We start from the raw sequence: 17549 nt of genomic DNA, 5'->3' as shown, positions 1-17549 counted from the left end.
TGACAAAAAACCCTCAGGAAGTCGTTGCTTGCAGATGGCAAGGAAAAACCTCGCTCCAAGGCGCGGTTTATCGCGTCTAAACTGAAGAGACGAGAACTTTTTGAAAGATGGTTTTGAACAATGCCGACTTGGCGCTGTGTTAAGCAATGTGGAGCCTGCTGTCATCTTGATCCAGCAGATCGCCCCGATTTAGATAAATATCTCGCTCCGGAGGAGTTACAGCTATATCTGAGCATGGTAGGTGAAGGGGGATGGTGCGTGAATTTCGATCGTGATACGCGAGAATGTCAGATTTATCAAGATCGTCCTCGCTTTTGTCGGGTGCAGGCAGATGTTTTTGAGGAATTGTACGCCATTGAGCCAGAGGAACTGAACGATTTTGCGGTTGAGTGTTGCCGCGAACAGATTGAAGGAGTTTATGGCGATCGCTCTTTAGAAATGATCCGCTTTAACCAGGAAGTTGGCTTTTGACACAGATTGAAAATTTAAATCCTCGGCAAGCAACCAAAGGTTGATATTTGCGACATTTTCTGAGAAAATGAAAAGAATATGAAAATTAGCTAGCGTTGAGCCTAACTCAATAGTGAAACTTTCTGCACTGCCTCCTAGCCTGCCTACCTTAGAGCGTCCTAGCGCCCAGGTACCTGACGTTGAACCAGCGCCATCTTTACCCTCTTCAAAGATTAGTCATTCTCAATCTCAAAAGCCAAAAGTGAAGATTTTCCAGCGGGTGCCTTGGACAGTCTTTAGCTCCACGTTCTTGACGATCTTTTTGGCAGAAATGGGAGATAAAACTCAGGTGGCAACGCTGCTGATGAGTGCAGAATCTCAGTCGCCGTGGTTGGTGTTTACGGGTGCGGCAATGGCACTGATCGCCACAAGCTTGGTGGGTGTATTATTGGGGCGCTGGCTGGCAACTAGGCTGTCTCCTAAAACCCTGGACACGGCAGCGGGAGCTTGTTTACTCTTCGTTTCGGTGATGCTGCTGTGGGATGTCGTGCATTTTTAAGGTGCAAGGTTGGCAAGTTGAAAGTTCAACCTGTCAGCGATTAAAAACCTTCAACTTTTAACTTTTCTAACCTTTAACTATGGATTGGCATCTTTTAGGAATTAGTTTCATCACGGTATTTTTGGCGGAGATTGGAGATAAGAGCCAATTGGCAGCGATCGCGCTCAGTGGCAGTTCTAAATCTCCCCGCGCTGTGTTTTTCGGAACGATCGCCGCACTGCTGCTGGCTAGCTTCCTGGGAGTCATTGCCGGGGAAGGCGTGGCGGTGCTGTTGCCCGCGCGGTTACTCAAAGCGATCGCAGCCATTGGGTTTGCCTTGATTGCCGTCCGCTTGTTGTGGCCTGATACCGATTTGCCAGAAGATTCAGAAGAGACGCCGTAAATGTCAGGTTTTAGATTTGGGATTTTAGATTGGCAAGAAGACTTCCAGGCCCAAAAGCGTCAATTTCTGGAAAAAGCTCGTAAAAAGATCGGGCTTTAGCTCTAGGAGTGTCAACATAGATTTAGTCAGTTGCAGCGCTTCCCATTATGAGCTATTGCCTCAATCCAGCTTGCCCAAACCCTCAAAATCCCTCTGATACAAAATTTTGCCTGACTTGTGGCACTAAGTTGCTGCTCAAAGACCGCTACCGTGCCATCAAACCGATTGGGCAAGGCGGTTTTGGGAGAACTTTTTTGGCAGTGGATGAAGACAAACCTTCTAAACCGCGCTGCGTAATCAAGCAGTTTTACCCGCAAGCCCAAGGCACCAGCACGGTTAAAAAGGCAGTTGAGTTATTTAACCAAGAAGCGATGCGGCTGGATGAACTGGGTAAACATCCCCAGATTCCCGAATTACTGGCATATTTTACTCAAGATGACCGCCAGTATTTGGTACAAGAATTTATCGATGGACAAAACTTAGCCCAAGAATTGGCACAGGTGGGTGCTTTTAGCGAATCTCAGATTTGTCAGTTGCTGAATGATTTATTGTCAGTGCTGCAATTTGTTCACAGCCAACAAGTGATTCATCGAGATATTAAGCCAGAAAATATTATTCGCAGAAGTCGCGATCGCAAGCTCGTTCTGGTCGATTTCGGCGCTTCTAAAGTTGCCACCGCTAACGCCCTCAACCAGACAGGAACCAGCATTGGTAGCCCTGAATATGTGGCACCAGAGCAAGCCAGAGGCAGAGCTTCTTTTGCTAGCGATATTTATAGTTTAGGCGTTACCTGCATTCATCTATTAACTCAGCGCTCTCCGTTTGACTTGTACGATATTAACGAAGACGCTTGGATTTGGCGGCAATATTTAACATCTAAAGTTAGCGATTCTCTTGGCAAAATTCTGGACAAAATGCTGCAAACTGCTCCCAGTCGGCGCTATCAATCAGCAGAAGAAGTCCTTAAAGACCTGAATCCTCCGTCAGTTCAAGTAGCGACGGTAATCTCTCAGACACCGACGACACCTGCCAAGCCTCTTGTAATAAAATCATCGCCGGTGACACCAACCGTTACCAACACGCCCGCTACCCCATCCAAAAGCCAAATTGATGTTGAATTAGAGGCTTTAAAAGCCGAAATAATGGGTGGTGGCACCGCCAAAAACGAAAATCAAAAATCGGCTTCCTCACAACCTCCATCTCCAAATCCTGCTAAATCTAAAAGTCAAGTCGATCTGGAATTGGAGGAGCTAAAAAGTCAGTTTCTGGGATCTCCAACTCCCAAAAAGCCTCCTCAGAGCTAGCGCCTTGGGGATGGCTGTCTTGGAAGGCACCGCCATCGATAAACATCTCAAACAGTAATCAGAGGCTGGACGCGAGCCGGAAATCCAGCCGAATTGAGCGCCTCAACAGCCGTGCTGTGGTCTTGCACCCAGAATTGACGACCGAGGCGAACTGTTAAGTGCCGCTGTCCTCCTTTCACCGTTGCAATCACCGGGACTTTTGCTTTGTCTTTGTCCCCTGAGTGTTCCTGGAGATTGGTCATCAGGCGATGCTGTTCCGCAATGTCACCCGCTTGATGAGGTGTCAGTTCCAAAATCACCATCCGCACTTGTTCAATGGGTTCTGTATCCTCAACGATCAGTTGAGTTTGATCGTCTCGCCTGTCTACTTTTCCCCAAATAATCAGGCGATTATCCACGACCAGATGTAAGTGAATGCGTTCGTAAGTTTTCGGAAAGACGACGGCTTCAGATTGACCCGTCAAGTCTTCTATTTGCAAGATTGCCATGCGATCGCCCTTTTTGGTGACTACGGGTTTGATCCCGCTGACTATCACAATGGCGCTAAGAGTCGTATCCTCCCGCTGATCGCCTAGTTCGCTAAGATTAATCGGAGCGAGAATTTGAGCGGATTTCCGCACGGATTTGAGGGGATGGTCAGAGACGTAGAAGCCTAGCAGTTCTTTCTCAAAATGTAACTTTTCCTGTTGAGAAAAATCAGGGACGGCTGAAGCCTTGGGAGCAGATTCAAAGCTACTTTCTGTTGTCTTGCTTCCAAAGTCAAAGAGATTTCCCTGACCGCTGGCTCGGTCTTTGGCGCGGTTTTGCCCCCAAGTTAGAACTAGCTCAAGGTCTTTGCTTAATTGCTGTCGGTTGGGTTCGAGGGTATCAAAAGCACCGCATTTGATCAGAGCTTCTAAGGCGCGGCTGTTAACCGTGCGAAGATCCACGCGATCGCACAAATCAGCCAAAGACTTAAAATTTCCCCCGGTTTCCCGTGCTGCCAAAAGACACCGAATTGCTCCTTCTCCCACATTTCGGACTGCCGACAGTCCGAACAAAATACTGTTTTGCAGCGGTGTAAAATCAACCCCCGATCGATTAACATCCGGCGGCTCCACTTGAATATTCATACTCAAACAAGTGGTAATATATCTTTGCACTTTATCCTGGTCGCCACTATTAGAAGTCAGCAGCGCCGCCATGTATTCAACTGGATAATTTGCCTTTAAATATGCCGTTTGATAAGTTACATAAGCATAAGCAGTTGAATGGGATTTATTGAAGCAATATTCTGCAAATTTAACCATCTGCTCGAATAAATCTTCAGCAATCTTTTCCTTTACCCCATTTTTAGCAGCTCCATCAATAAAGGCTTCTCGATGCTTTTGCATTTCCGAAACCTTTTTTTTGCCCATCGATCTTCTCAATAAGTCGGCTTGACCTAGAGAATATCCTGCTAAATCCTGAGCCATTTTCATGATTTGTTCTTGATAAACAAGAACCGCATATGTTTCTTGCAGAATTGGCTCTAATAAAGGATCGACATATTTTATTTCTTCTCTACCATGCTTGCGGTTAATAAACAGGGGAATCAGACCTGCATCTAATGGCCCCGGTCGATAGAGAGCGAGAATTGAGGAAATATCTTCGATGCTGGAAGGCTTTAGGTCGCGCACAATCTGACGCATCCCGGAAGATTCTAATTGAAAGATGCCTTCTAATTCACCTTTTTCTAATACTTCGTAAGTCTTTTTAATATCTGGAGGTAATTTTTTTACTTCACTTTTAGCTAAAATTTTCTGAGCTTTTCTTTCATCAAGGGGGAGTTGATCGGGATCGAGAGTAATATTTTTATTTTGCTTAATTAAATCGATGCTTTTCTGGATCATGGTTAGGTTTCTTAAACCCAGAAAATCCATTTTCAATAATCCCAGTGATTCTAAGTCTTCCATAAAATACTGGGTAATTACTGAGCCGTCATTATTTCGTTGCAGCGGCACAATTTGATCTAAAGGTTCTGCTGAAATCACGACTCCGGCGGCGTGTACCCCAAAAGTTTTGTTAGTTCCTTCAATTCGCATCGCCATATCAATCCAATGGCGAACGATAGGGTCATTATTGTATTTTTCTTTAAACTCTGGTGCGGGGGTATCATCAGAAATCATCACCTTGAGTTTTGTTGGCTTACCTCGCACCACTGGGATAAGTTTTGCCATTTTGTCTGCATCCCCATAAGGAACATTCAGCACTCTGGCGACATCTTTCAAAACAGCTTTAGAAGTGAGGCGGTTAAAGGTAATAATTTGCGCTACCCTATCCGCGCCATACTTTTGGGTGACATATTCAATTACTTTGTCCCGTTGTTCAATGCAGAAATCCGTATCAATATCCGGCATGGATTTCCGTTCGGGATTCAAAAATCGCTCGAATAGTAACCCATGATGGACTGGATCGATGTTAGTAATTTTCAAGGCATAAGCAACTAGAGAACCTGCCGCAGAACCGCGTCCAGGTCCTACTGGAATGTGATTATCTCTGGCATATTTGATATAGTCCCAAACGACTAAAAAGTAAGTTGAAAATCCCATCTGTTGCATCATTTTCAACTCATATTCCAGCCGCTCTTTGTAGATGGGATCGACTTCAGCACGAGAACGATAACCAAACCGTGCTAAAAGCCCTTTCCAGGTAACATCTTCGAGAAAGGTATCGGCGGTGTAGTCGGCTGGGATGGGATAGTCGGGAAGGCGAGGCTCACCAAGGATGTTGTAAGGTTGAACTTTGTCTGCAACTTCTAGGGTATTTGCGATCGCTTCCTCAATTACCTCTTCCGGTAGATGATCTCGAAACAGGTATTTCATTTCATCAGCGGACTTAAGATATTCAGTGCCGCTGTAGCGCATCCGATTATCTTCAGAAATCAGTTTTCCTGTCTGAATACATAACAATGCGTCGTGAGCTTCAACATCGTTGCAGGAAATAAAATGGGAATCATTTGTAGCAACAAGTTTAATGTCTAGTTCCCGCGCAATTTTTACAATTTCAACGTTAACAATGCGGTCTTCTTGGGAACCGTGGTCTTGAATTTCTAAATAAAAATCTTCACCGAAAACATCTTTATACCACTGGGCAGTTCGACGAGCAACATCTGGTCGGCGCTGAAGAATTGCTTGGGGAATTTCACCGCCCAAACAAGCACTGGTAACAATTAAACCTTCGTGGTATTCAGCTAATAATTCTTTGTTGATACAAGGACGAGCAAAGATTCCTTTTCCCTGATAACCTTTGAGATGGGAAATTGTTGTTAATTTGACTAGGTTTTTATAGCCTTTAGTATTTTTAGCTAAAACAACTTGGTGATATTTTTTTCTGCCGCGCTTTTGTTCTTCAATATCACCATTAACGACATACATTTCATTGCCAATAATCGGCTTAATCGTTTTGCCGCGACAAACTTTAATTAGCTCAATCGCGCCATACATGACGCCGTGATCCGTGAGAGCGATCGCTGGCATCCCCAATTTCAATGCTTGATCCACCAGTTCCGGTAACTGACTGGCACCATCCAGCAAACTGTAATCACTGTGAACGTGCAAACCAACAAAAGACATATTTGGTAATCGCTAATAAGGAATGGGAAATGGGTAATCAGTAATGCGAATAAACCATGACCGATTACCCGTTACCTATCTAGAGTTTTGGGGCGCGTAGATGCCAGTCGGTTGCTTGCTCATAGGCATAAGCAACTTGCAACAGCAAATCTTCTCGCAACACATTACTCATCATCTGGATGCCAATCGGTAATCCCTGGTCATCGAATCCACAAGGTAAACTCAATCCAGGCAGACCTGCGAGATTTAAAGGAATCGTCATCAGGTCAGTTAAATACATACTCAAGGGATCTTCTGTTTTTTCCCCGGCTTTAAATGCGGTGGTGGGAGCAGTGGGAGACACTAAAATATCAACTCTTTCAAAAGCCCGCTGGAAGTCTTGTTTAATCAAAGTGCGGACTTTTTGCGCTTTGAGATAATAGGCGTCGTAATATCCCGCCGAGAGAGCATAAGTGCCTAACATGATCCGCCGCTTGACTTCGGTACCAAAACCGGCGGAGCGAGTCTGAGTATACATTGACAAGAGATTATCCGCGTCAGGCGTCCGGAAGCCATACTTCACGCCGTCGTAACGGGCGAGATTGGCGGATGCCTCGGAAGGAGCAATGATGTAATAGGTGGGCAAACCGTAGCGGAAGCGGGGACAGGAAATTTCTTGAATTTCGGCTCCCAAGTTTTGCAGCTGCTCAATCGCTTTTGTGACTGCCTGCCATACGCAGGAGTCTACACCTTCGCCAAAAGTTTCTTTAATAAAACCTACTCTCAACTGACCTCTGGGTCTAAGGTCAGGTCTCAAGGATTTGGCGTAGTTTGGGATTTTAACGTCGAGACTGGTGGAGTCTTTGGGATCGTAACCCGCGATCGCTCCCAGTAAAATTGCCGCATCTTCTACTGTCCGAGCAAATGGCCCAATTTGATCTAAAGAAGACCCATAAGCCACCAGACCAAAACGGGAAACCAGCCCATAAGTCGGTTTTAACCCCACAACGCCGCAGAAAGAAGCTGGCTGACGGATAGACCCCCCCGTATCGGAACCGAGGGCAACTACACACTCTCTTGCCGCCACCGCCGCCGCCGAACCGCCAGATGACCCTCCAGGCACCCGCTGTAAATCCCAAGGGTTGGCAGTCACTTGATAGGCAGAGCTTTCCGTAGAACTGCCCATCGCAAACTCATCCATATTCGTTTTGCCCACCATCACCGCACCAGCATCTGCCAGTTTTTGGGTCACGGTTGACTCGTAGGAGGGGACAAAATTTTCCAAAATCTTGGAACCGCAAGTGGTGCGAATCCCCTGGGTACACAGATTGTCCTTGATGCCAATGGGAATGCCAGCCAGCAGCCCAATTTCTTCACCAGCAGCGATTTTGGCATCCACAGCATGAGCCTGTTCTAATGCTCTCTCTGCTGTTACGCTCAAAAAACTATGCAATTTCGGCTCTAGTGCCTGAATGCGGTCTAAAGCTTCTTGAGTGAGTTCTACAGCGGAGCGTTCTTTACTAATGAGTTGTGTGTGCAACTCGCGGATGGATGCCATGCTTTGCTTCTACCTTTAGTGACTCAAAGTCCAGATATTTAGTATAGGTCGTGCGTCAGACGCGATGGTTAATTCAGCAATCCTTTGGGATTGTGAAATTTTAGCGGGGAAGTTTGGCAAACCCTGAAATGGCGAACCAAAGGTTGTTCTATAGAAGACATCACTTCCCCGACGTTGTTCAGCCATCCCGCAAGTCGAGCATACTGGATTGTGTAGCAACATCAGCCAGGTAATTTATGCGTCGAGTTCAACTTTGGGCGATCGCTCCCATCCGCTTTCTCGCTCAGAAAGTATTGAGACTAGCAACCCTATTGCTATTGTCTCTAACATTTTTCGGTTGGACACTTCCAGCGCAAGCCGCTAGCCAAATTAGTCCGCGATTGGAAGAGCAAATTTTACAGGTGATTCGTCAGCACCCAGAAGTGATTCTGGAGTCGGTTCAGGCATATCAGCAGCAACAACAACAGCAGCTAAACCAAGCCCAGCAGTCATTTTTGCAGGAGTTCAAGACCAACCCCAAGGCAGTAATTGGTGAATCTCCGACGACGGGGACAGAGTCGTCAAAGGTTGTGCTAATCGAATTTTCAGACTTTCAATGTCCTTATTGTGCCCAAGCTCATGACACGCTAAAGCAGCTGATCGCCAAGCATCCGGATGAAGTGACCTTATCATACAAGCATTTTCCCCTGACTCCGATTCATCCGGAAGCCATGCCAGCGGCTAAAGCGGCTTGGGCGGCAGATCGGCAAGGCAAATTCTGGGAATACCATGACGCTTTATTTGCCAAGCAAGAAAAATTGGGCGAGGAGTTGTATGTGGAGATTGCCCAAACACTCAATTTGGATTTAGAGCAATTTAACCGCGATCGCGCAAGCGTTACCGCTAGTGCTGCGATTGGAGAGGATATTAAGCTAGCTGAGAGTTTAGGGCTTGCAGGCACTCCCTTTTTCTTGATCGATACTGAGACTTTCTCTGGCCCTATCCAACTGTCAGATATGGAAAATCTACTCACTGCTGCGAAGTAATTGGGCTTCAGAATCCAACAATCTGTAGTGAAATACAATCCCGACCTTCACCACCGCCGGTCTATTCGATTAAAGGAATACGATTATTCCCAGGCAGGAGCGTATTTTGTCACCATTTGTACGCAACACCGCCTGTGTTTATTGGGTGAAATTGTGAATGGCGAAATGATATTAAATGAGAGTGGGCAAATGCTGCAAACAATCTGGCAACAATTGCCACAGCGTTTTCGGGGGTGCCCTTCCCAAATTGTTATGGATGCCTTCGTGGTCATGCCCAACCACATACACGGAATTATCCTGATTACCGCCGCAAGCCACACAACCCTCGAATCCTTCAATGCCGTAGGGGCACCCCTTGTGGGTGCCCATCCCAATGTCTTCAATGCCGTAGGGGCACCCCTTGTGGGTGCCCATCCCAATGTCGCTACCCATCCGATGACCGGAATGCCTGCGATGACCGGAATGCCTGCGATGACCGGAATGCCTGCGATGACCGGAATGCCTGCGATGACCGGAATGCCTGCGATGACCGGAATGCCTGCGATGACCGGAATGCGTCCGATGACCGGAATGCCTGCGATGACCGGAATGCCTGCGATGACCGGAGAAGGGGCAGGCACAAGGCCCGCCCCTACTAATGCCATAACCGGAGAAGGGGCAGGTACAAGGCCCGCCCCTACATTGGCGGATATTGTGCGTGCATTCAAATCTATTACAACCCACCAATATACAATCGGTGTCCGCCAGCAGGCTTGGCCGCCATTTACAGGCAAGTTATGGCAGCGCAATTACTATGAACACATTATTCGGAATGAGCGATCGCTTCGTCAAATCCAGCAGTACATCATTGAAAATCCACTCCGCTGGATAGACGATCCAGAAAACCTAGCCCTCACGCTGCTTCAAGGTTAAATAGTACGCGATCGCACCGATGACATCGGCTGTGGCGCGATTCACAATGAAATTCAGTTAGCGCAAACGCTGGAAATTCTAGGCGATCCCTTGTTGGTCAAAAATGGGGAAACTTTCTCGTCGGGTGCTGTCTATTTATCTGATATGGAAAGTTTATCAACTCGCGATAGCGAGTCTTAAGGTAACTTATGCGTCGAATTCAATTTTGGGCATTTGCCCCCATCGTCCTACTCGCTACGTTCTTTCCTTTGAGCGTTCAAGCGCGGCAGTCTCTGGCAAATGTTAGCGGTAATAGTGTCCCGGTTGGTTTTTCTCAAGAAGGATCTACCTTGTTGGCGCAGGCAAATACTCTCTCACCTCTGGAACAAGGAGTGATTGCTGAAATGAATCAGGCGCGGAAAAATCCCGCCGCCTATGCCGCCGTGCTGGAGAATTGGAAAAAACGCTTCCAAGGTAAGCAAGTGAGAATGTCTGGGAACGTTTTTTTACAGACTCAGGAAGGCGTGAAAGCCGTCGATGAAGCGATTCGCTTCCTGAAATCCACTCGTCCTTTGCCACCCTTAAGTGTATCTAAAGGGATGTCGCTGGGGGCTAGGGATCATGTGAAAGACCAGGGACCAAAAGGTAAGATAGGTCACAATGGGAGCGATCGCAGCGATCCGTTTTCTCGCATCAATCGCTACGGTTCCTGGCAAACCACCGCCGCCGAAAATATCAGTTATGGCGCTGACACTGTTCAATCTATCGTAATGCAGTTAATCATTGATGATGGGGTTCCGAATCGCGGTCACAGAAAAAACATTTTTAACCCCGCTTTCCGAGTCGCCGGAGTGGCTTTTGGGTCTCATGCACAATATAAATCGATGTGCGTGATTACCTATGCTGGAGGATATAAAGAGAAAAAATAGGCTTCATGCATCACTCGTCCTCCTCATCTCATCACCTCAGCGTTCGCCTCCAGGGAAAAGGATTTCCCATTCTCTGTCTACACGGTCATCCGGGTTTAGGCAGCAGTATGTCTGTCTTCACTAACCACTTATCCCAAAAATTCCAAACTTTTGCCCCTGACCTCCGTGGATACGGCAACAGTCGCATCAATGGCAATTTTAGTATGGAAGACCATTTGACCGATTTGGAGGCTCTTCTAGACCGCTTCCAGATTGAGCGTTGCCTGGTATTGGGTTGGTCGCTAGGGGGGATTTTGGCGATGGAGTTGGCGCTGAGGCTACCAGAGCGAGTCACGGGTTTGATTTTGATTGCTACAGCAGCACGCCCTCGTGGGAATCATCCGCCAATCAGTTGGCAGGATAATTTTTACACGGGGCTGGCTTCGATTGTGAACCGCATACAGCCTGGCTGGGAGTGGAATATTGAGACATTTGGGAAGCGATCGCTCTATCGCTACTTGATTGGGCAACACACCCCCGGCGCTTACCGCTACCTTGCCTTGGAGGCGATGTCAGCTTACCTGCAAACCTCAGCGGCGGCAACACGGGCACTTAACACTGCTCTAGGAGCTGGTTACAACCGATTGGCAGACCTCCAGCAGATCCCATGTCCGAGTTTGATGTTGGCAGGAGCAAGCGATCGCCACATCACTCCTGAGTCGAGTTTAGAAACGGCTCATCACCTCAAGGATTGCCAATGGCACTGCTATCCAAATACCGCTCATTTATTTCCCTGGGAAATTCCCGAACTGGTACTGCGGGACATTGACTCCTGGCTCGATAGCCATCCACAAGTTGTAACGCCAGATGGAGTTTAGATACCATCGTCACCTCACTCTTGACCGAAGCTATTTAGCCCGGACCAGAGGGAGTGCAAGTTCAAATTTGGTATCCTATCCTATTAATTCTCAGCATTCCAGAAGCATCTATCCCCGCCGACCCCACCCCTCTGGTTAACCCAGAGAGGTTGGGGATGAGGTACCAAACGATCGGGATTCAAAGGGATTTGATCTTACCCGCTAAATGGCTCAAAACCTAAGAAGGCTGACCGCTAAAAAACGTGGCTGTTCTCTGGCGGTCAAAACGCTCCCCCGACTCATCGTAAATCGTTAGCTTCTCTGGCTTACAGCGCTTTACCATAGCTTTAATGCCTTTAGCTCCTTCTTCTTCCAGGTCTTCGATGTAACCAGCTTTGGTTTTATCAGCTTCCTGGGCGCTGATGAAAGGGCCAAAGTAGTAAGTACAACGGGGGTTGTCTGTGACAATCTCAACCCACCAAGCCCGTCCAAAGAAGTGGAGAATGTTAATCAAAAATTCCTTCATGTTCTTGGCCTATCTTAGGGGATACAAAGCAGTCTTCTAAAAGGTATGTTCTTTACATTTTGTTATACTCTGTCATCTTTCTTTTTTAAAGTCTCTTTTGAGAGATTATTCAAGTAGAGTCGATTCGACCAGCGCTGACGATAAATTTCATAAAGAGCCATTCCCCCGGCGACTGAGGCATTCAGGCTCGGTGTGTTTCCCTCTAGCGGAATCGAAATTAGGAAGTCACAACACTTTTGTGTCAGGAGATTCAATCCTTCACCTTCAGAACCAATCACTAATACTACTGGCCCTGTAAATTGAGTTGTGTGTAACATTTGACCATCGCCTGCGGCGGTGCCGTAAATCCAAAAGCCAGCCGCTTTCAATTCTTCCAAGGCACGGCTGAGGTTAACCACTCTGGCAACGGCAAAACTTTCTAAAGCTCCTACTGCCACTTTCATCACGGCGGATGTGATTCCCACTGCCCGTCGTTGAGGGATCACCAATCCTTGGGCACCCAAGGCTTCTGCTGTGCGAATAATCGCCCCCAGATTGTGGGGATCGGTAATGCCATCCGCTACCACCAGCACCGGCTGCTCTGAGACAGATTTCGCCTGAACGATTAAGTCGCTTAGCTCAGTGTAAGCGTAGGGTGCGACTTGAGCGACCACTCCTTGATGATTGACCCCGTGAGTGATTTGATCCAGGCGGCGCGGGCTGACTTCATCGATTACCGTTCCCCGTTCCTTGGCTTTCAGCAGTAGGGAGTGAAAGCGGGAATCGTAACGCAAATTTGGCAGTATCCAAACCCGATTCAGATGGCGATGTTTCTCCAAAGCGGTGAGGACAGGATGCCGTCCATAAATCAGATCGCTTTCCTCTTCGGGTGCGGTAGCCTCCGCTCGATCCTCTGCCTGGGGACGACCTCTGGGGATCTCCCGTTCGCGCCGGTCGGGAATCGACTTCTTTGGCTTGAAGTTGTCTGTCGGGCGCGTGCCAATCGAGTCAGTGTCTTTGTGGCGGGAGGCGGGACGGATTTGCTGACGCTCTCGGCGCGTGTCAATCGAGTCAGTGTCTTTGTGGCGGGAGGCGGGACGGATTTGCTGACGCTCTCGGCGCGTGTCAATCGAGTCAGTGTCTTTGTGGCGGGAGGCGGGACGGATTTGCTGACGCTCTCGGCGCTGAATAATCGGCTTGACTTGCTCATGCTTACCGAGAGGGCGCGTATCCCTAGCGGCGTCCTTGTCATCGGAGATGGAACGCGCGGGGGGCGTCCGTTGCTCTACAATTCGCTTCACGAGCCGATTTTCCCCAAGACGCTTTGGGAAGGCACGCTTGGCTCGAATGGGCTTTCCTCGACTGGTGCTGGCTCTGCCCGGAGGATGGGGTCGGCGATGTTGATCGGCCATATTGTTAAGAATCTTTAACTTGTGGAAGTGGATTTAGCTCTAAGTAGCTCAGCAGCTGGTTCAATCGCTGGGGATCGGTTAGGTAAAGATAGCCCATCAACGTCTCTAAGCTGGTAGCTTGTTGATAAATTTCGGGATCGAGGCGCTTGGGGCGACCTGTCGCAGCGTTGCGTCCGCGCCGCAAGATTTCTAATTCTGTGCTGGTGAGGTGGGGTTCGAGCGATCGCAATGCTTTTGCCTGACTTTCGGCTCTCACCTGCGCCACTACCATGTCATGATAAGCGTGGGATCGCTTGGGTGGCAGTAGATAAAAACTACGGATATAAAGTTCATACACGGCATCTCCTAGATAAGCTAAAGACGCCGGGGAAAGCCGCTGAATTTGCGTGCTGCGATTTGCGATCGCCCAGGTCGAGTTCAACGATATTTTGGTTTCACCCAGTACGGGGTTAGTATTCAGCCAATCTGAACACTCTTCCTCCTGTGAACTCACATCTATGCCCTACCTCGCCCTCTAGTTAATCTTAATGCTTTCGCCTGAAACTCAGGTGATGGGGAATGGGTAGTAGGTAAGGGGTAATTGGTAATTACCTGTTCCCTTTGTCTCCTACGCCTGGGCCCCGCTGCTCTTTGTTTCCCTATCATTCCCTGTTCAGGACTCTTGAAAATGATTGGGGCGGGTTCTGTTGCCCCCACCCCTCAAGCGCGAACAGCGAATCATGGCGGCATACGAAGAGCGCATCCGCGCCGCGAGAGCGATCGCGTCTCTGTTAGGTTAAGCTGGCTTGACCTTCTCCAATGCCGCTTCGACCGAAGGCTGCAATGACAGAAACTGTTCTAAGCGAACCAGCTTCACAGTTTGAGTCACCCGCGCATTTGTAACAATTTGCAAACTACCCTCAAGGCTTTGAGCCTTCTTCACCAGCTGCACTAGAGCGCCCAAGCCAGAGCTATCGACAAAATCAATTTTGGAAAGATCCAGAACAACGTTACTGGGACCTTCCTCAATACACTTGCTGATAACTTTCCGAAACGTGGGTTCGGAAAAAGCATCCAATAAGCCTGTGAGGCGGAATAGCTGATAATTGTCCCTAACTTCGCGAGTGCCTCTTAAGCTGACAGTTAGGGTTAGTGGCTCAGGAATAACACCCTCCTAGCTGGATTGTCCTTAGTCGAGGCTTTATTATAAAACACAATGCGCTGGATATACCCATCTGTTGTGATTAGTCCTTAGTCCTTAGTCAAGGATATAAGACTATCCACGTCACATGGGACAAACCTCATCCCCCGTGCCTCCTCCTTGCGGGCGAGGGAGAGGAATACTCGCTTGACTGGCAATGCGATCGTCAGTCAAAGAATACGCTTGTGCGATCGCATCTGCTCAACAAATTGCTCAAACAGATAGTCGGCATCATGAGGGCCAGGGCTGGCTTCTGGGTGATACTGTACGGAAAAGAAGGGTAGGGATTTGTGACGCAACCCAGCCACAGTGCGGTCGTTCAGGTTCAGGTGGGTAATTTCCACTTCTGGATTTAAAGAATCTGCATCAATGGCAAACCCGTGGTTTTGGCTGGTAATCTCCACTCGCTGGTTCTCAAAACCGGCGGGTTGATTTAAGCCCCGATGACCAAATTTGAGCTTGAAGGTGTCAGCCCCCAGCGAAAGACCGAGAATCTGGTGCCCCATGCAGATCCCAAACATCGGTTTCTGGCTTTCTAGCAGTGCCCTTGTGGTTTCGATGCCTTCGGTAACAGCAGCGGGATCGCCGGGACCATTGGAAAGAAAAATTCCATCCGGGTTGTGCTTGAGAATTTCTTCAGGGGATGTATTGGCGGGAACCACGACCACGCGGCAACCGTAACTCGCCAGACGCCGCAGGATGTTCCGTTTGATGCCAAAATCAATGGCGACAACCGTGAGGGCTTCCTCCCTGTCTGAGGGGATTCCAGGGCTGAATTCCCAACTCGACTCTGTGGGGTCAGACCACTCATAGACGTTGGCAGTCGTAACTTCCCGAACTAGATTCAACCCTGCCATACTGGGAGCTGCTTGCACTTTCTTCAGCAATTCAGCGGTGTCAAGAATTTCGGTGGAAATCGCCCCATTCATGGCACCAGCGGAGCGAATCTTCCGGGTAAGGGCACGGGTATCGATGCCGTAAATGCCTGGAATGTGGTGTTGCTTGAGATAATCGGGCAAAGACTGGCTGGAACGCCAATTGCTGGGACGGGAGGAAATGTTACGAGCGATCGCGCCCCGCACTTGGGGGCCATTCGATTCTTCATCATCTAGATTGACGCCAGTGTTGCCTAATTCTGGATAGGTGAAGGTGACAATCTGACCGCAGTAACTGGGATCTGTCAAGACTTCCTGGTAGCCGGTGATACCCGTGTTAAAGACCACTTCACCGATGGCTGTTCCAGGGGCACCAAAAGACCAGCCTTTGTACGACGTGCCATCGGCAAGGACGAGCAAAGCTGGTTGAGCAGAAGAAATAGACATAAGGTAGTGGTTAGTTTTTAGAAATTAGTTCTTAGTTGGTAAGTTATCATCTCACAGGCGGTTGGGATAAGAGATAAGTGGGTGCTGTGTGAGAATGCGATCGCATTTGGCAAATCCGATTGAATGGAGGACGATAGACATCGCCCAGGATGCTACCAGCACTCGTCAATTTGCCCATTCATAATCAGATTAGCCATTCGCTAATTTTTCAGAAACTCAACTAACTGCTCCAACTTCGACCAGGCAGTACCGCTACCTAAGATTTCTCTAGCCATCGCAATGCCCTCTGCATGACTACCCATTGCGATAGCGCTGCCAACTTGGAGTGCCAACGCCGCATTCAAGGCCACTACATCCTGCTGCGCGGATGTTCCTTTTCCTTGAAGGACATCGCGCAAAATTTCGGCATTTTCCTCGACATCTCCACCCCGAATTGACGCCGTGGGTGCCGGTGTCAAGCCTAATTCTTGGGGATGCAGCGTTGCCAGTTGTACCTCACCACCGGACAGCACTGCTAAATCTGTCGCGTCTGCTAACCCCGCTTCATCCAGTTTCTCGCGTCCGTGCAGGACAATTGCCTGCTGAGTTCCTAACTGCCCTAAAGCATGGGCAATCGTCACTACCAAGTTGGGATCGCACACGCCAATGATCTGCCCTGTGGGGCGTAACGGATTCACCAAGGGGCCTAGTAAATTAAATACTGTCCGCACTTTCAAGGTTCGCCGCAGCGGTGCCACAGCTTTGAGCGCTGGGTGCCAACCGGGTGCAAATAGAAAGGTAATCCCGATTTCCTCAAGTGCTGCTTGTGCTTTCTCACTGCTGGCGTTCAGGTTGACTCCCAGCGTTTCCAAGACATCCGCCGAGCCAACTTTGCTCGAAGCCGAACGATTGCCATGTTTGGCGACTGAGACGCCAGCCGCAGCGGCAACAAAGGCAACGGCTGTAGAGATATTAAAGGTTGATGCCCCATCTCCCCCAGTTCCACAAGTGTCAATGACCGGACTGAGGATTGGCGATTGTAGGCTGAGTGGGGAGGATTGAGACTGTAACACCTGAGCCATCCCAGCAAGTTCGTCTGCCGAAACGCCCTTTGCTTGCAGGGCGGCTAAAATCGCCCCCGATAGCGCGGGTGGAATTTCCTCGTTTAACCATGCCTGCATCAGACAGGCGGCTTGATCGTGAGGCAGGGATTGCCGATCGAGTAGCTGTTGCAGCAAGTTAGGCCAGATGGATGAGTCGGCAGAAGCGATCGCTCTCGTCTCAGCAGCATCTTGGCTCGTCAGTGAAGGAGTATTAGTCATTGACAGGTTTCGTGTGCGGCGCACTCAGTTCAGAGGCATTTTGCAAAAGCTTATCGGATCGCCAAGCTCTCTAGCAACGTCCTGCACAATTTTCTGTCGTAATCTTACTTAGTTCGCACGATGGGTTTTTGGATAAGTATTAAGATTCAGCAATTTTGCCGATCCCAATTTGACGCTCTTAGTTTGATTATCTTAAATATTAGCGATCGCCATTGTCAGTCTCATCCTATTTGTTAATTCTTACTGTGTTTAGATATACATTCTTCTTTGACTTTATCAAAATT

The 17549-nt window shown here is 48.5% G+C and carries 18 protein-coding genes; 9 read left to right on the top strand and 9 right to left on the bottom strand.

Going from position 1 to position 17549, the window contains the following annotated elements; translation table 11 throughout:
• Positions 1–120: 120 nt before the first annotated feature.
• The 4 genes from AC2VDX_RS17380 (at position 121) to AC2VDX_RS17365 (ending at position 2734) form a co-directional block, all read left to right on the top strand.
• On the top strand, positions 121–471 hold the full coding sequence (locus AC2VDX_RS17380) for a YkgJ family cysteine cluster protein (RefSeq protein WP_378183736.1): 351 nt from the start codon (positions 121–123) through the stop codon (positions 469–471).
• 211 nt (positions 472–682) lie between these two features.
• On the top strand, positions 683–1009 hold the full coding sequence (locus AC2VDX_RS17375) for a TMEM165/GDT1 family protein (protein ID WP_378184045.1): 327 nt from the start codon (positions 683–685) through the stop codon (positions 1007–1009).
• Positions 1010–1088: 79 nt separating this feature from the next.
• Complete coding sequence (locus AC2VDX_RS17370) at positions 1089–1391, top strand: TMEM165/GDT1 family protein (protein ID WP_378183733.1); 303 nt, start codon at positions 1089–1091, stop codon at positions 1389–1391.
• A 146-nt stretch (positions 1392–1537) separates the two neighbouring features.
• Positions 1538–2734 carry a protein kinase domain-containing protein gene (locus tag AC2VDX_RS17365; protein WP_378183730.1) on the top strand — a complete coding sequence of 399 codons (1197 nt, stop codon included), beginning with the start codon at positions 1538–1540 and terminating at the stop codon, positions 2732–2734.
• A gap of 47 nt (positions 2735–2781) precedes the next feature.
• Here AC2VDX_RS17365 and AC2VDX_RS17360 read toward each other — a convergent pair whose 3' ends face one another.
• Positions 2782–6327, bottom strand: coding sequence for a DNA polymerase III subunit alpha (locus AC2VDX_RS17360; RefSeq protein ID WP_378183727.1), 3546 nt, complete (start codon positions 6325–6327; stop codon positions 2782–2784).
• 79 nt (positions 6328–6406) lie between these two features.
• Positions 6407–7864, bottom strand: coding sequence for an Asp-tRNA(Asn)/Glu-tRNA(Gln) amidotransferase subunit GatA (gatA, locus tag AC2VDX_RS17355; protein ID WP_378183724.1), 1458 nt, complete (start codon positions 7862–7864; stop codon positions 6407–6409).
• Positions 7865–8100: 236 nt separating this feature from the next.
• Between gatA and AC2VDX_RS17350 the strand changes: the two genes are divergently transcribed.
• The 5 genes from AC2VDX_RS17350 (at position 8101) to AC2VDX_RS17330 (ending at position 11787) form a co-directional block, all read left to right on the top strand.
• The gene (locus AC2VDX_RS17350) at positions 8101–8889 is read left to right on the top strand and encodes a DsbA family protein (RefSeq protein ID WP_378183721.1); all 789 of its coding nucleotides are present in this window, start codon (positions 8101–8103) and stop codon (positions 8887–8889) included.
• A gap of 27 nt (positions 8890–8916) precedes the next feature.
• On the top strand, positions 8917–9801 hold the full coding sequence (locus tag AC2VDX_RS17345) for a transposase (RefSeq protein WP_378183718.1): 885 nt from the start codon (positions 8917–8919) through the stop codon (positions 9799–9801).
• 188 nt (positions 9802–9989) lie between these two features.
• Positions 9990–10709 (top strand): CAP domain-containing protein, encoded by a 720-nt coding sequence (locus tag AC2VDX_RS17340; RefSeq protein WP_378183715.1) that lies wholly within the window; start codon positions 9990–9992, stop codon positions 10707–10709.
• A 5-nt stretch (positions 10710–10714) separates the two neighbouring features.
• Complete coding sequence (locus tag AC2VDX_RS17335; RefSeq protein ID WP_378183712.1) at positions 10715–11566, top strand: alpha/beta fold hydrolase; 852 nt, start codon at positions 10715–10717, stop codon at positions 11564–11566.
• A 53-nt stretch (positions 11567–11619) separates the two neighbouring features.
• The gene (locus AC2VDX_RS17330) at positions 11620–11787 is read left to right on the top strand and encodes a hypothetical protein (RefSeq protein ID WP_378183709.1); all 168 of its coding nucleotides are present in this window, start codon (positions 11620–11622) and stop codon (positions 11785–11787) included.
• On the opposite strand, the gene AC2VDX_RS17325 is transcribed toward AC2VDX_RS17330, so the two are convergent.
• The 7 genes from AC2VDX_RS17325 to trpD all read right to left on the bottom strand — a co-directional run bounded on the left by AC2VDX_RS17325 (position 11784) and on the right by trpD (position 17265).
• Positions 11784–12071 (bottom strand): DUF1816 domain-containing protein, encoded by a 288-nt coding sequence (locus AC2VDX_RS17325; protein ID WP_378183706.1) that lies wholly within the window; start codon positions 12069–12071, stop codon positions 11784–11786. The two genes, AC2VDX_RS17330 and AC2VDX_RS17325, sit on opposite strands and share 4 nt — an antisense overlap.
• Positions 12072–12133: 62 nt before the next feature.
• The gene (rlmB, locus tag AC2VDX_RS17320; RefSeq protein WP_378184043.1) at positions 12134–13153 is read right to left on the bottom strand and encodes a 23S rRNA (guanosine(2251)-2'-O)-methyltransferase RlmB; all 1020 of its coding nucleotides are present in this window, start codon (positions 13151–13153) and stop codon (positions 12134–12136) included.
• Positions 13154–13466: 313 nt separating this feature from the next.
• The gene (locus tag AC2VDX_RS17315; protein WP_378184041.1) at positions 13467–13889 is read right to left on the bottom strand and encodes a Mini-ribonuclease 3; all 423 of its coding nucleotides are present in this window, start codon (positions 13887–13889) and stop codon (positions 13467–13469) included.
• A gap of 348 nt (positions 13890–14237) precedes the next feature.
• Positions 14238–14606 carry an STAS domain-containing protein gene (locus AC2VDX_RS17310; RefSeq protein WP_378184039.1) on the bottom strand — a complete coding sequence of 123 codons (369 nt, stop codon included), beginning with the start codon at positions 14604–14606 and terminating at the stop codon, positions 14238–14240.
• A 206-nt stretch (positions 14607–14812) separates the two neighbouring features.
• A complete protein-coding gene (gene carA / locus AC2VDX_RS17305; RefSeq protein WP_378183703.1) occupies positions 14813–15964 on the bottom strand; it encodes a glutamine-hydrolyzing carbamoyl-phosphate synthase small subunit in 1152 nt (383 codons plus the stop codon).
• 46 nt (positions 15965–16010) lie between these two features.
• A complete protein-coding gene (locus AC2VDX_RS17300; RefSeq protein ID WP_378183700.1) occupies positions 16011–16142 on the bottom strand; it encodes a hypothetical protein in 132 nt (43 codons plus the stop codon).
• Positions 16143–16164: 22 nt separating this feature from the next.
• On the bottom strand, positions 16165–17265 hold the full coding sequence (gene trpD, locus AC2VDX_RS17295) for an anthranilate phosphoribosyltransferase (protein ID WP_378183697.1): 1101 nt from the start codon (positions 17263–17265) through the stop codon (positions 16165–16167).
• Between the last annotated feature and the right edge of the window lie 284 nt (positions 17266–17549).

The sequence above is a fragment of the Coleofasciculus sp. H7-1 genome (assembly GCF_057473865.1).
Note: the sequence above shows the minus strand (reverse complement) of the source record. Positions and strands in the feature narration are given on the sequence as shown.